15 protein-coding genes are annotated in these 14,872 nt (G+C 36.2%); 3 read left to right on the forward strand and 12 right to left on the reverse strand.

The annotated features are described in order from the left end of the window. Window positions 1-40: 40 nt before the first annotated feature. The 5 genes from ACQCPR_RS12275 to ACQCPR_RS12295 all read right to left on the reverse strand — a co-directional run bounded on the left by ACQCPR_RS12275 (window position 41) and on the right by ACQCPR_RS12295 (window position 6,617). The gene (locus ACQCPR_RS12275) at window positions 41-994 is read right to left on the reverse strand and encodes an acetyl-CoA carboxylase carboxyltransferase subunit alpha (RefSeq protein WP_340930126.1); all 954 of its coding nucleotides are present in this window, start codon (window positions 992-994) and stop codon (window positions 41-43) included. Then, window positions 988-1,860 (reverse strand): acetyl-CoA carboxylase, carboxyltransferase subunit beta, encoded by an 873-nt coding sequence (gene accD / locus ACQCPR_RS12280; RefSeq protein ID WP_241596885.1) that lies wholly within the window; start codon window positions 1,858-1,860, stop codon window positions 988-990. Before accD ends, ACQCPR_RS12275 begins: the two co-directional genes overlap by 7 nt. Further along, a complete protein-coding gene (locus tag ACQCPR_RS12285) occupies window positions 1,861-2,505 on the reverse strand; it encodes a FadR/GntR family transcriptional regulator (RefSeq protein ID WP_241596898.1) in 645 nt (214 codons plus the stop codon). A 108-nt stretch (window positions 2,506-2,613) separates the two neighbouring features. Then, window positions 2,614-5,673, reverse strand: coding sequence for a DNA polymerase III subunit alpha (dnaE, locus tag ACQCPR_RS12290; RefSeq protein WP_427137133.1), 3,060 nt, complete (start codon window positions 5,671-5,673; stop codon window positions 2,614-2,616). Between the two features lie 14 nt (window positions 5,674-5,687). Continuing rightward, window positions 5,688-6,617 (reverse strand): bifunctional oligoribonuclease/PAP phosphatase NrnA, encoded by a 930-nt coding sequence (locus tag ACQCPR_RS12295; RefSeq protein ID WP_340930131.1) that lies wholly within the window; start codon window positions 6,615-6,617, stop codon window positions 5,688-5,690. A gap of 95 nt (window positions 6,618-6,712) precedes the next feature. Here ACQCPR_RS12295 and ACQCPR_RS12300 point away from each other — a divergent pair, with 95 nt between their 5' ends. Next, complete coding sequence (locus tag ACQCPR_RS12300; RefSeq protein ID WP_090564252.1) at window positions 6,713-7,018, forward strand: YtpI family protein; 306 nt, start codon at window positions 6,713-6,715, stop codon at window positions 7,016-7,018. Between the two features lie 118 nt (window positions 7,019-7,136). On the opposite strand, the gene ACQCPR_RS12305 is transcribed toward ACQCPR_RS12300, so the two are convergent. Both ACQCPR_RS12305 and ACQCPR_RS12310 read right to left on the reverse strand, forming a co-directional pair. Then, window positions 7,137-8,444 carry a DRTGG domain-containing protein gene (locus ACQCPR_RS12305; protein WP_241596902.1) on the reverse strand — a complete coding sequence of 436 codons (1,308 nt, stop codon included), beginning with the start codon at window positions 8,442-8,444 and terminating at the stop codon, window positions 7,137-7,139. 55 nt (window positions 8,445-8,499) lie between these two features. Beyond that, on the reverse strand, window positions 8,500-9,189 hold the full coding sequence (locus ACQCPR_RS12310) for a metal-dependent hydrolase (RefSeq protein ID WP_427137134.1): 690 nt from the start codon (window positions 9,187-9,189) through the stop codon (window positions 8,500-8,502). Window positions 9,190-9,313: 124 nt separating this feature from the next. On the opposite strand from ACQCPR_RS12310, the gene ACQCPR_RS12315 reads away from it, so the two are divergent. Further along, complete coding sequence (locus tag ACQCPR_RS12315) at window positions 9,314-10,405, forward strand: M24 family metallopeptidase (protein ID WP_427137135.1); 1,092 nt, start codon at window positions 9,314-9,316, stop codon at window positions 10,403-10,405. A 79-nt stretch (window positions 10,406-10,484) separates the two neighbouring features. Here the strand turns inward: ACQCPR_RS12315 and ACQCPR_RS12320 are convergent, their stop codons facing one another. From ACQCPR_RS12320 to ald, 4 genes are all read right to left on the reverse strand, one after another. Next, window positions 10,485-11,165 carry a YqjF family protein gene (locus ACQCPR_RS12320; RefSeq protein ID WP_427138943.1) on the reverse strand — a complete coding sequence of 227 codons (681 nt, stop codon included), beginning with the start codon at window positions 11,163-11,165 and terminating at the stop codon, window positions 10,485-10,487. A gap of 154 nt (window positions 11,166-11,319) precedes the next feature. Further along, on the reverse strand, window positions 11,320-11,661 hold the full coding sequence (locus ACQCPR_RS12325) for a fluoride efflux transporter FluC (protein ID WP_090564260.1): 342 nt from the start codon (window positions 11,659-11,661) through the stop codon (window positions 11,320-11,322). Next, window positions 11,658-12,014, reverse strand: a complete 357-nt coding sequence (gene crcB, locus ACQCPR_RS12330; RefSeq protein ID WP_090564262.1) for a fluoride efflux transporter CrcB — start codon at window positions 12,012-12,014, stop codon at window positions 11,658-11,660. The genes ACQCPR_RS12325 and crcB overlap by 4 nt, the downstream gene beginning before the upstream one ends. A gap of 67 nt (window positions 12,015-12,081) precedes the next feature. Continuing rightward, window positions 12,082-13,197 carry an alanine dehydrogenase gene (ald, locus tag ACQCPR_RS12335; protein ID WP_090564264.1) on the reverse strand — a complete coding sequence of 372 codons (1,116 nt, stop codon included), beginning with the start codon at window positions 13,195-13,197 and terminating at the stop codon, window positions 12,082-12,084. 226 nt (window positions 13,198-13,423) lie between these two features. On the opposite strand from ald, the gene ACQCPR_RS12340 reads away from it, so the two are divergent. Continuing rightward, the gene (locus ACQCPR_RS12340) at window positions 13,424-13,879 is read left to right on the forward strand and encodes a universal stress protein (RefSeq protein ID WP_090564266.1); all 456 of its coding nucleotides are present in this window, start codon (window positions 13,424-13,426) and stop codon (window positions 13,877-13,879) included. Window positions 13,880-14,007: 128 nt separating this feature from the next. On the opposite strand, the gene ACQCPR_RS12345 is transcribed toward ACQCPR_RS12340, so the two are convergent. Then, the gene (locus ACQCPR_RS12345) at window positions 14,008-14,541 is read right to left on the reverse strand and encodes a hypothetical protein (protein ID WP_427137136.1); all 534 of its coding nucleotides are present in this window, start codon (window positions 14,539-14,541) and stop codon (window positions 14,008-14,010) included. Between the last annotated feature and the right edge of the window lie 331 nt (window positions 14,542-14,872).

The raw sequence follows: 14,872 nt of genomic DNA on the forward strand, positions 1-14,872 counted from the left end.
TGAAATGAACTAAAAAAAAATGCGCCATTATTGACGCATTTTATTCATTGAATTCCCCTATATTTTTAAATTTAGAATATCGGTTTTCAATTAGCTCATCTGGTGTTAAATTCACCAATTGTTTCAATGAAGTAATGAGGGTCTCCCTCATATAATTAGCCTGTGCCTCTATATTTTTATGAGCTCCTCCGTGAACTTCTGTGATGACAGTATCAATAATACCCATTTTTTTTAAATCAGGTGCAGTAATTTTCATTGCTTCGGCAGCTTGTTTTGCCAAGGATGCATCCTTCCAAAGAATAGATGCAGCTCCTTCTGGTGATATAACGGAGTATGTAGAGTTTTCTAACATATGAATATGGTTAGCTACACCTAATGCTAATGCTCCTCCACTTCCACCTTCTCCAATAACAACACTTATTACTGGCACTTTCAATCCAGCCATTTCAACTAAGTTTCTCGCAATGGCCTCACTTTGGCCACGTTCCTCGGCAGCTTTTCCTGGATAAGCACCTTTTGTATCAATCATACAAATAATAGGACGATTAAACTTTTCTGCTTGTTTCATTAATCGCAAGGCTTTTCGATAACCCTCTGGATGAGGCATACCAAAATTACGTTTAATATTTTCTTTCGTATCTATGCCTCTTTGATGGCCAATAATTGTTATTGGTTTTCCTTCAAACAAAGCTATTCCGCCTATAATTGCCGCATCGTCTCCATAAAATCTATCTCCATGGAGTTCAATAAATTCTGTACATAAAAACTCTATATAATCCCTTGTTGTGGGGCGACTAGGGTGACGAGCCACCTGAACACGGTCCCATGGCTCCATATTTTCATAAATTTCTTGCTCTAACTTCTCTAGTCTTGCTTCTAGATTAACGATTTCTACTGACATATCTACATCAGCGCTTGCTGTATACTCTTTCAATTCTTCTATTTTAGTTTTTAATTGAACAATTGGTTCTTCAAAAGGTAGTACTTTTACCATTTTGTGACCTCCTTAGTCGTATGAAGATGAACGATGGAAGCTACTTTTTCTCGCATATCTTTACGATGTATAATGGCATCTAACTGGCCATGATTCAGTAAAAATTCAGCAGTTTGAAAATCTTCTGGTAGTTTTTCCCGCACTGTCTGTTCAATCACTCGTCTTCCAGCAAAGCCGATTAAAGCTTTAGGCTCGGCAATATTAATATCTCCTACGGATGCAAAGCTCGCAGAAACTCCACCCGTCGTGGGATGCGTAAGAATAGAAATATACAATAGACCATGATCACTATGTCTTCTCAAAGCAACTGACGTTTTAGCCATTTGCATTAAAGAAAGTACTCCTTCTTGCATTCTTGCGCCTCCACTTGCAGTGAAAATAATAAAAGGAATGCCAAGTTCTGTAGCTTTCTCAACAGCTCTCATAATTTTCTCACCAACAACTGAACCCATTGACCCCATACGAAAATGTGAATCCATAATTGCAACCGCTACTTGTTGACCATCCAGCTTTCCAAGTCCAGTAAGAACTGCTTCGTTCAATCCTGTCTTCTGTGCATCAGCCTTTATTTTTTCCGTATAACTTGGGAAATTCAATGGATTAACTGTTTCTAAATGGTCATCCATTGACTCAAATGAATCCTCATCTAAGAATATTTCTACACGCTCCCAGGCAGTCATTTTCATATGGTGATCACATGTAGGACACACTTTAAAATTCTTCATCAAGTCTTTTGTAAATACATTTTTCCTACACTCAGGACATTTCATCATAATACCTTCTGGTACATCATTTTTTGCTTTTTCCGTCGGTATTGTGGCATATTTTTTCTTTTGATTTTTTCTAAATATATCTCGAATGCTCATTTATACATCTCCTCTATTAATTAACAAAAGCCATTCATTATATAGAGATAACGCTTGTTGTTCTTCTCCATTTTGCATAGCAATAAGAAGCTGAATCCAAAGGGACTTCTCTTCCAGTTTCATATTTTCTTTGTAAGGCTCTCCTGCAAACTGCTTTAACAAAAACCATATTTTTAAACCCAATCGATTATTGGAAATGATAATAATTTCACGAATTATATCTTCTCGTAACATATCTTCTACAATTAGTTTTTCTTTAAATGCATCCCAAATATGTAGTGTATAAAGTCTTTTTGACATACAAATCGTATAAATTGCATCTCTCTCCAATGCTGCTCTCGTTATATGTACATCTTCCTTCGACTTAGACTCTTGAAGGATAAATGTAGACAGCAGCTCGACTAGCCGATGCTTTCGATAATCCGATAGAAAAGTACCTTCTCCTCGACGTGTTTCTATTAAACCGAGTAACTCTAAACTCCTTAGTGCTTCCCTAACAGTTGATCTACCTACTTGAAGTCGCTCTGCTAGCTCCCTTTCAGATGGCAATTTTCCACCAACAGTAACATTTTCATCGGTAATGATTTGTCTCAACTGCTTTACAATTTCTAGAAACATTTTTTTAGGATTATTCGTTTGCTCCATTACGCCTCACTCTTCCATAAATTACAAAGTGGTCTGACCACTAATAATTATTAGTCTACAAAAGATTTGTTCAAACGTAAAGAAAAAACTGCATCTTAAATATGCAGTTTATTTTTCCATATATTTTGTAATGATTTGAGAGCGACCGTTTCTTCGCTCTGACTTTCCAGTAATAACAAGCATTTCCTGTTCTTTTAATAACAAATTGTACTTTGCGTATTCCTCCGGAAAAAGTGTTACGGACAAGCTACCAGTATCATCCTGTACAGTTAGAAAAGCCATTGCTTCACCTTTTTTTGTACGAATTCGTTTTATATCCTGTATTAGCCCTACTATCTTCACAGGCATATCTCTTGTTGACTGCAAAATATCCCAGATATTAATGAATTTATCCTCTAACGTTTTCTTTTTGGATACTGTAGGATGCTCTGAAAAATATTGTCCCAAGACTTCTTTTTCAAATTGAAGCTTTACCATAATCGGAAGTGGATCTGATAGTATATACTTTGACTTCCCAAAGTGAGAAGCATCTCCACCAAACAAGTCTGACTCCTCTGTAGGGCTTATTAATTCTGCATATTTAATAGCTGCATCTAGAGTAGCTAACAGAGTCGACCTTTCGAAACCAAATTCATCTAGAGCACCTGCCTTTATCAATGGCTCTACATTTTTTCTTGTAAAATGAACAGCTGACAAATCAGATGCCAGATCAAATACATCTTCCCACTTGGTTTCTCGTTCCATACGTTTCTGTATTAATTTTTGTATAAAATTATGGGAGACTCCTTTTATAGCTTGTAAACCAAACCGCACTCTTCCGTTTTCAACTGTGAAGAATCGTTGACTACGAAAAATAGATGGAGCGAGAATAGCCATATCTTTTTGCTTCATTTCCATCATTAGCTCATTTATCTTCGCTTGGTTTCCTGTAGCTATGCTCAATAATGCACTATAAAAAGCAACTGGGAAATGCGCTTTTAAATATGCCATTTGAAAAGAAATAACACTATATGCTACAGCATGGCTTTTTGGAAAACCATAGTCAGCAAATCGGACGATTAAATCATAAACAGCTGAAGCAGACTGTTCAGAGTGTCCCTTTTGAATAGCTTTTTGAACAAAATGTACACGTTCACTTTGTAAAACTTCGCGATTTTTTTTGCTCACAGCTCTACGTAACAAATCTGCTTCCCCGAATGTAAAACCTGCCATTTTTGAGGCAATTTGCATAATCTGCTCCTGGTATACAATTATACCGTATGTTTCTTTCAATATTGGCTCTAGTATTGGATGTTCATAGGTTACCGGCGCATGGCCAGCTTTTCGCTGAGCATAAAGAGGTATGCTTTCCATTGGACCTGGGCGGAATAAGGCATTTACTGCAACTACATCTTCAAATTTTGTTGGATTGATTTGTTTGAGAGCTTGTCGCATTCCTGCCGATTCCAACTGAAATACCCCTGTGGTATCCCCTTGCTGTAATAACTGAAAGGTCTGTTCATCGTGAAGCGGAATTTCTGTTAACTTAAATGGGTTGGATTGTTTATAATTAATGATCTTCAAAATTCTTTCAATAATCGTCAAATTTCGTAACCCTAAAAAGTCCATTTTAAGTAATCCTACTTGTTCTACTTCCTTCATCGGCCATTGTGTTAGATAGATATCGTCATGTCCACTTTGAATAGGTATAACATCTACTAAAGAAACTGGTGATAATACTACACCTGCTGCGTGTGTGGAAGCATTCCTAGGTAAACCCTCTAAAGCAAGTGCTACCTGAAACCATTTTTTTCGAATTTCTTCGGTTTGGATAAACTCTCGTAATTTTTCGGACATTGAATATGCTTCTTTTAACGTAATACCTGGCTTTGGAGGTATAAAAGATGAAATAGCTTCCAAAGTAGTCGATTCAAACCCAAAAACTCTAGCAACTTCTCTTGCTGCTGCTTTTGCGGACAATGTACCAAAAGTAATTATTTGGGAAGCATAGTTTTTTCCATACTTATCTACGACATATTGAATAACTTCCATTCTTCTCGAATCAGCAAAATCGATATCAATATCCGGCATTGTAATTCGTTCTGGATTTAAAAATCGCTCAAATAGTAAACCAAATCGAAGAGGATCAACGTCAGTGATATTCAAAGAAAATGCTACAAGCGAACTTGCGGAAGATCCACGACCCGGACCAGTTAGGATATCTTGCTGTTTAGCAAATTTCATAAAATCCTGAACGATTAAAAAATAGTCCTCGTAGTTCATTTGGCTAATAATGGACAATTCATAATTTAGACGCTCTATATAAGGCTGAGTAACTTCCTTTATCCGTTTACTCAGTCCATCTTCACACAGTTCTCTTAAGAAATCCCTAGAACTCTTAGTTGCGGGTAATGGATACTTTGGCATAATAGAAGCTGATTTTTCGATAGATAAGTTACAGCTATTTAGCATAAACTCTGTATTTTCTATCCAGGATGGAACATCTGAAAACCATTCACCCCATTCTTCACTAGAAGGTAAGTGAAGAGAGTTGATAGAGGGTTTTAAGCGGGCATGATCATTCATTTTTAGCGATTGATCCATCGCATTTAATACTTCATACGCAAAAGCATCTTCTTTTTCTATGTATCGACTCATATGGAAGACAGTAACTGGTATAGATAGTTGTTCACTGAAATCGATGATTAATTCTTCATGTTCTAACTTTTCACCATTCGGTCGCTCAATTGCTAAGTAGAAATTAAGTTCTCCAAATATCTTTTGTAATTCGGTCAGCTGCATAAGTGAAGTGGAAGACTCTCCTTTATATACAGCAATCAATCCTTTGTTATATGCTTCTAACCATCTTTTAGGTAGAACTGTAATTTCTCTTGTTTCTATACTACTAGATATTTTCAACAAATTTTCATATCCATTATGATCTTTTGCATATAGCACTAATCCTACAATATCTGACTCTAGTTGGACATTGACAGTGAGTCCGAGTACAGGTTTAATCTGTTGTGCATGTAATGCATGCCAAAAAGGCAGTAATCCATACAATCTACTATTTGTAATGGCAGCTGCCTGTGCATTATTTTGTTTTAACTTTTGAGTAAGTTGTTCCAATTGTATTGTGCTTTTCAGCATATCCGCCGATGTCACAATTTGTGGATATACTGTTTTCATGTAAACACCTCAATTTACAGCATTTTTAAATCTTTTATCACCAAAGCGGCTTCTTCCCATGACTTTACAGCAGCTCCCGAAGCAAGTGGATGTCCCCCACCACCATATTTTTTAGCTATTCCATTGATAACTGGACCTTTGGAACGTAGACGGACTCGAATTTCTGAGGAATCTTCTATAAAAAACACCCAACACTTCATACCTTTTACATCAGCTAAGGCACTTACTAGCAGAGAAGCTTCTGATTGATCAACTTGATATTCTTGGAGAATTTCTTTCGTTAGTTTAACATGCCCTACACCAGTTTCATCCATTTCAAAGTTTGCATATATATACCCTTTTAGTTGAAGAAGATTTCGTTCGACTTCATACATTCCATTAAACAAAGTTGTACTATCAAAACCATATGTAAGCAACTCACCTGCAAAATCCATTGTCTGCTTAGTTGTACTTTGGAACATAAATCTACCGGTATCTCCTACAATTCCTGCAAATAATAACCGAGCGATGGATGCATCCATTTTCCATTGTTTATATTTTTTTGCTTCTTCGAATAGTTCACAGATCATTTCACTTACCGAACTTGCTTCTGTATTTACCCATAGTAAATCGCCGTATGCATCATCATTTGGATGATGATCTATTTTTACAAGGAAACTTCCTAGCTTATAACGTTCATCATCAATTCTTTCCGTATTAGCTGTATCTGTAACAATGATTAAAGCATCTTTAAAGTCTTCATCGGAAACCTTATCTGGATGTGCAAGGAAATTTAATGTATCATCATGAGTCCCAGTAGCTAAAACTTTTTTTGATGGGTAATTTAGTACAATGAGCTCTTTTAGCCCTATTTGCGAACCATATGCATCTGGATCAGGTCTAACGTGGCGATGCAAAATAATCTTGTCATACTTTTCGATTGTGTCTATGATTTGTCTTTTCATCTGGAATTACCTCACTTGTCTGGTTTTACTATTCGCATTTTTTAAAATTTCCCTTTACAATAGATAGAAGGTTAACTTTTTACTGGAGGTTCATTATGATTAATATTATATTAGTAGCTGCAATAGTGATTACATTTGTTTGGTATTTTTATTTTAAAACGAAACAATTCCGCACACCATTACCAATTCGCAAAAAATGGTTCGGTGCAAAAGCTTCTGTATGTCTTGGTTCTTTTTTGTTATTTTTCGGTATAAACTTTTTAATCATTTATCAATCTTCGATAACGTATGTTGTTGCAGGTCTGTTTATCTTATTGGGAGGTTATTTTACGTATCACAATGTAAAAGTAGCCAAGCATTACGGTCAATTTGTAGAAGAAGAATTATCTATAAATCAATGATGCAGCTATACTAGCTGCATCATTTTTTTCTTTAGATACTTTCATGTTTCGAAGCTAGCGTAGTGATGCAGAAACAGTCGGACGCTTTCCGAGCAAGTTCGTCAATCCTCCACTATTTTTATCTCTCCAATAGCTGATACGTTACCATAGCTTTTCCAACTAAAAGTTTGTCATTAAAGATTTCAATATCCATCTTAGCTACTTTTCTGCTCAGTTCTAGTACTCTAGCTTGAATGCGTAGAATACTTTCTAGCTGAATCGGTTTCGTATAGTAAATGGTCATATTCTCTACTACACTTTCTCCACGCTTACGTATTTTCAAGGTTTGTGCCCCTGTTTCCGTTACTAATATCGTAAAAGCTCCGTTGGACATAGCGCCATAATGATCTGTCATTTGTGGTGTAACTACAAATTCAAAAATATAGTCTTCAGTTGAAATGATCTTTATTTGCTGCTTTACAATATCATCAATCGTTTCACCGTTTTGAGGTTGTCTAGCAGCTGCTTGCAAAGCTTTTAATACATCCTGTCTACTAATGACACCCTCTAAATAATTCGTATCCCGAACCACTGGCAACAGGTCTACACCTTCCCAAATCATTCGATGACTAGCGGAAGATACACTTGTTTTCATCGTGACAGAAATAGGATTTTTCGTCATAACTTTTTCAATCGGTTCATTGTTGGATTTGCCGATAACATCTCTTGCAGTTATAATTCCTACTAATTTCTTCGATGCATCTACTACTGGGAAAACACCATGCGTCGTAATGTCATTTAGTACACGATACTGTTTGACCTGATCTGTAGCATACAGATACGACGTCTCTTGGAGCGGAACATAAATATCTTCGATTAACAATACATCTTTTTTTATGAGTTGGTCGTCAATCGCACGATTAATCATCGTTGCTACAGTGAATGTATCATAACTAGTGGATATAACAGGAAGTTCTAGTTCATCCGCTAGCCTTTTTGTACTCTCTGTAACATCAAACCCCCCAGTAACTAATACTGCTGCACCGGCTTGTAAAGCAGTTTCATGAACTTTCAATCGATTTCCTGCTATTAAAAGATTGCTCGGTTCTACATATCGCATCATGTCTTCTAGTTGCATTGCACCAATTACAAATTTATTTAAAGTTTTATGCAATCCAGTTTTACCACCTAAAACTTGTCCATCCACTATATTTACTACTTCTGCATAGGTTAAACGCTCGAAATGCTCTTTTTTCTTTAACTCGATCCGAATAGTTCCTACCCGTTCAATTGTACTAACTAATCTTCTTGTTTCTGCTTCTTTAATCGCACGATAGGCTGTCCCCTCACTGACAGTCAAATCCTTGGCAATTTGTCTAACAGATATTTTATCGCCAACTGGAAGTTTTTCAATGTAAGCTAAAATCTGTTCATGTTTTGTTGTCATGTAGTCACATCCAAACGATTATTATACGTTTATTGTACCACATAAGCATCATTTCCTAGTCACGATTCCACTGAACAGAGTCTCCGGCTTTCAACACTTGAACTTCTGCAGTGTCAACAAGATTCTTAAATATTTGAGGATCCTGTTTTATCGGAGGAAATGTATTGTAATGTACAGGCACTACAATTTGCGGTTTTAATAGCTGTACAGCATAAGCTGCATCCGCCGGTCCCATTGTGAAATTATCTCCGATTGGGAGAAATGCAATATCAATATCATTTCGTTCCCCTATTAGTTTCATATCTCCAAATAAGGCTGTATCCCCCGCGTGATAGATTGTTTTGTCTTGTAATGTTAGCAGTACTCCCGCTGGCATTCCACCGTAAATAATTTCTCCACTCTCTGTTGTATAGGAATTGCTATGGAATGCTTGTGTGAACTTCACTCTTCCAAACTCAAAATCATACGCTCCCCCTATACCCATTGCATGCACATTAATGCCAAATGATTCGATATAATTGGCAAGTTCGAAAGTTGCGATCACCGTGGCGCCATTTCTTTTTGCAAGGTCTACTGTATCCCCTAAGTGATCATTATGACCATGCGTCAATAAAATAATATCTACTTTTTCTTCGGATGCAACTAAATCAGTTTGTCCATTTCCTGTAATAAAAGGATCAATTAAGATCGTGTGCGCGTTTGTTTGTATTTTCACAACTGAATGACCATGATAGCTGATTTGCATGTGTATTCTCTCCTTTTTGATAGTTATTTTAAAAGTATTACTCATTATAATTCATTCAACGTAGATGTCAGAAATCCTCTATTCTGGTATGCTTAAAGTATTAAATTTAAAAAGAGGTGCCCTTATGAAACAAACAGAAAAAATACAATCATATCTACAAGAACATCAAATTGATGCTGCATTTATCACTACTCCAGATAACGTTTTTTACTTTACTGGATTCAGAAGCAATCCACATGAGCGTCTGCTAGGTGTAGCAATTTTCAAAGACTCAGCACCATTTATAATTTGTCCTAAAATGGAAATTCCAGATGCTAAAGCAGCAGGATGGGATGGAGAAATAATCGGACATGAGGATACCGATAATGCATGGGACATCCTCGCACAAAAAATCCAAAGTACAGCTGGTAATATCCAAAGCCTTGCCGTTGAGAAATCACATATGACGGTGGAAAGATTAGAAGCTCTCGATGAAAGAATAACTGACCTTCAAGTATCCAGAATCGATGAAAAAATCAATGACCTTCGTGTTATTAAATCGGAAGCAGAACTAGTGAATATGCGCAAGGCAGCTGAGCTTGCAGACTATGCAATTGAAGTAGGTTGCAAGGAAATTGCAGAAGGTAAAACGGAGCTTGAGATTTTAAATGCTATTGAACTGGCTGTAAAAGAAAAAGGAGCTGCACAGATGTCATTTGACACAATGGTACTTAGCGGACCTAAAACTGCTTCTCCTCACGGAACTCCTGGAGATCGTAAAATTCAAAAAGGAGACTTTGTCCTATTCGACTTAGGGGTAGTTTATAACGGCTATTGCTCAGACATCACTCGTACAGTTGCATTCGGAGAACCTTCTCCAGACAAACGTGAAATTTATGAAACTGTTCGTAAAGCTGAAGAAGCAGCAGTTGATGCAGTGAAACCAGGTATTACTGCTATGGCTCTTGATAAAATTGCAAGAGATATTATTACAGCCGCTGGTTACGGAGATTATTTTACACATCGTTTAGGCCATGGACTAGGAATATCAGTTCACGAATTCCCATCAATTACTGGTGTTAACGATATGAAACTTGAAACAGGAATGGTATTTACAATTGAACCAGGTATCTATCACCCTGAAATTACAGGCGTTCGTATTGAGGATGATGTAGTGGTGACAGATAATGGTGTAGAAGTGTTAACGAAGTTCCCAAAAGAATTACAAGTTTTATAATATATTTTATAAAGCACTGTGGATGGTCTGGAACTGCACCCCAAATGTTAGAGTTATTAATCTAACTTTCGGGGTGTTTTTAGTCTTCAAACGCTTTAACAAGCGGCCACATTCTTACCTCGATTATTTTGGAATAATGAAAAATTGCACTGTCATTCTCTACCACAATTCCTTGACTACTAAGCATTGTGTTTTCTTTTATTTCGGATTCTGCCTGTTGTAACAGCCAAGGATGATGTAATATATCACATCGTAATGGAACACCTTTTGAATTTAAAGTATACAGACAATAACGTTCCACTAACCACTCTTCAAAAGAGCCTTTCTCCGCAAAATAAGGCTTTGAAACTGGACGATAATCTGCTACGAACCGTGCATCCCCCTTCACTCTTTTACTCTCATATTTAATCAGATCTGCATGCTTTTGTACTTTTATATGTGCATGCACATATGGTAAGTGATAGAACGTTCTAGCAACTTTTACAGCAAGAAGATTCGTTGCATCTAGACTAAAAAAGTATACTCCTGGTTTTCCATCAATCATTACGTATGTCCGAACATTCAGCTCGGGAAATTTATCAGTTCCTGGTACAGGAGGTAAACCACGCAATCGAATATCAGTCATATGAAATGGTACTACTCCAACCCAACACATACCATCATATGTATCTAAAGGTAGTACTTCAGGTACTAGTTTACGTAAAACTTCATATTTAACCGGAAAATGAGCAAAAAGTAAATCATTCCATGTTTGCTTCATTACCCATGGCAAGTTAGGTAGTGGCCATAATCTGTGGCCAGCATCCCAATTCGTTTTATTAGGTTTTTGATGGTCTTTCAAAATTTCTTAGCTCCTTCTCACATAAATCAAATAATACGCACTCAAGATGCCTTTTTCAAAATTGTTTCTAACTCTAGAATACCAAGTATCCAACATAAGCAACAGCAAATCCTCCCGCATAAGTAGATAGGAAATATATCAGCCATAATTTAGGATGCTTTTGCAAGGAATATAGTTCTTTATTTAATGTAGAGAAAGTGGTCAGGGAGCCTAGTAATCCTATACCAATTAGTAGCAGATAAATTTCTCCTGCTTGTGCACCTACCAATAAACCAAGTAAAAGACCACCAACAAGATTAACTGAAAGGGTTCCATATGGAAAAGCACCACTTGTGCTTTTATTCAGCTTTTCAGAAATGATAAATCGAATATTTGCTCCTATAAATCCTGCAATACCTACTAAGATGAAACTCATTTACTCACCTCGTTTTTCCAACCAAAATTACTCATTAAAATTCCACCTAGAATACTAAGTATTATATAAAGTACTGCTAGATAAACTTGTCCATCCTCTATCATCGTTATCGTTTCCACACTAAATGTAGAAAAGGTAGTAAAGGATCCAAGGAAACCTGTCCCAATAGCAATCTTTAGTTTACTAGAAATCGGTAGTGCTCTGGACGTTATATATGCCAATGCATAACATCCAATCAAGTTAACTAGTAAAGTAGAGAATGGAAATCCTGAGTCATATACCATAAAAATATTAACCAAATACCTTGTAATTGCGCCTAAAGCACCTGCTATTCCTATGTACATATACACCATAATAGATCACCTCATTAACTAGAAATCACTCAAAGCATTATTGCCTTGAGTGACTAATTTTAAAATATTAGTTTAAAAGTGTTGCTACGTCTACATATGGTAGGTCTTGCGCCTCTGCAACTGCTTTAAAAGTAACATGACCATCTAATGTATTAAGCCCTTTTTGTAAAGAAAGGTTATCTAAACAAGCTTGTTTATAGCCTTTATTGGCAATTTGTAATGCATACGGTATTGTCGCATTTATAAGCGCCATAGTAGAAGTTCTTGGTACTGCACCTGGCATATTAGCAACAGCGTAATGTACAACCCCATGCTTTTCATATGTTGGGTTATCATGTGTTGTAATGCGATCAGAAGTTTCAAAGATCCCACCTTGGTCGATTGCAATATCAATAACAACAGAGCCTGGAGACATCGTTTTAATCATTTCTTCCGTTACCAGTTTCGGAGCTTTTGCACCAGGTATTAATACACAACCAATAACTAAATCGGCTTCTTTAACTGCTTCTGCAATATTATACGGGCTAGAAATTAATGTTTGAATGGTTGATCCAAAGATATCCTCTAATTGGCGAAGACGATCCGGGTTTAGGTCGATGATCGTAACCTGTGCTCCCATTCCAATTGCAACGCGAGCGGCATTTGCACCAGCAATTCCTCCCCCTATTATTGCTACTTTTGCACGTGGGACTCCAGGAACTCCTCCAAGTAATATACCTTTTCCTCCGTTAATTTGCTCTAAATACTGTGCACCAATTTGGGTTGCCATACGACCTGCAACCTCACTCATCGGAGACAATAAAGGCAATGTATTATTAGGCAGTTGAACTGTTTCATATGCAATTGCAGTAACTTTTTTGTCTAATAATACTTTTGTTAAATCTGCTTCAGGTGCTAAATGTAAATATGTGAAAAGAATCGACTCTTCACGTATTAAGTCAAATTCAGCACGAGTAGGTTCTTTTACTTTCATAACCATTTCTTGATTCCATGCTTCTTTAGCCGTTGATACAATTTTTGCTCCTGCAGCTATATAGTCTTCATCGGTAAAGCTTGACCCAAGACCAGCACCAGTTTCAATAAAAACTTCATGTTTAAAATGCGTTAAACTTACTACACCAGCCGGTGTCATTGCAACGCGATTTTCATTGTTTTTTGTTTCCTTTGGAATCCCAATACGCATATTTCGCATCCTCCTATGTAAACCATGTTGTTGTGAAAATGACACATACTTTTCTTGCATCATTTCATACAAATCCATTCTATCATTTATATATTTAAAATACCGCAACAATTTAATTTTCTGTTACAAGTATTCACAAATACGACTTAATAAAAATGAATAATAAGGAGGAATATGTCTAACAATCTCGAATAATATATATATAACCAACAAGGAGGTTTTTAAAATGACATTAAAATATAATCAAATTTTAGTCGCTGTCGATGGATCCAAAGAAGCAGAATATGCATTTAAAAAATCTGTTTCTATTGCTGCACGTAACAATGCAACATTAAATCTTATCAATATTATTGATACTCGTTCATTTGCAGCAATTGAGGCTTATGATCGTTCTATCGCTGAAAGAGCTCAAACGTTTGCAGAGGATTTACTAGGTGGTTATAAAAAAGAAGCGCTTGCCGCTGGAGTACAAAATGTGAATGTCGTAGTTGATTACGGCTCGCCAAAAACAATGATCTCTAAGGATATTGCTAAAAAAGTAGAAGCAGATTTAATTATCTGTGGTGCAACTGGTCTAAATGCAATGGAAAGATTTTTAATTGGTAGTGTATCCGAATATATTGTACGTTCCGCTACTTGCGATGTACTAGTAGTTCGTACTGATGAACCACTAGAAGCATAGTATATAAATCAATAAAAATGGTTGGTCGTGAAACTATTCACTACTAACCATTTTTTTGTTTAAGATAGAATTGCCTAGCTTCTCATATTCTATTCAAGTATTATTATAAATATTGATTTACTCTTCTCTTACTTACACCTTTTAATCCTATCACATATAATATTTACAATCTCAAATACCGGCAAAGTCCCATCCACAATTATGTCAGAATCGGGTTTAATCGTCTTTAACATCTCAAGATAGCCCCTTCTTCCTCGCGAAATATAGTTATCCATATCCTGTAAAATAATTCTATTGGTATCATTTTGAAAATCGCGAGTTAACCTACGCACAAGAGCAACATCTAAAGGGGTATCAATAAATACAGTAAAATCTATGAATCCACGTATCATGGAATGCTTATATGCAAATGGATAATCTAATATTATAAAGTTCAGTTGTTCAGAAAGTAGTATTTCTAAGTCCCTTAAGAGAGGAGATAAATTCCACTCGTCATAAATAGCACCGCTATCTACCCAATTTATAATGTCGTCCGGCCCTTCAAAATCATAGTTATCAAAGAAGAGTGATTTAGAATTATGTAATTTTTCGCTTAGCTGTCTTACTATAGTTGTTTTCCCACCACCAGACACGGCAGCTATCGAAATGACAAATGGTCGCATATTATCCCCCCTATAAAAATTCAAAAATCTCAGTTCTTCCTTTTCCAAGTGGAACGACAGAAAGTTTAAGTTGTTCCCTCCTTTTGTTAATCTTTTAAAGTAGTATTATTCATTTTAATATTTGAAAAGATAAAAATTTCCATCACCAAATAGAACATACTTAATGCTATTTAAGTTTCGTAGGGTATGGGTGTTATACTTCTTCTACTCCCATCCTCTCTTCTGGTATTCTATAAAATCTTCCATAACTCCTGCCTTTTCTTATTAAAAAAAGGACATAGAGTATTCTCTACGTCCTACTTAATAGTACATTTTACATATTTGTTTTTTA

It is taken from the genome of Psychrobacillus psychrodurans, from assembly GCF_050209195.1.
GTDB lineage: Bacteria > Bacillota > Bacilli > Bacillales_A > Planococcaceae > Psychrobacillus > Psychrobacillus psychrodurans.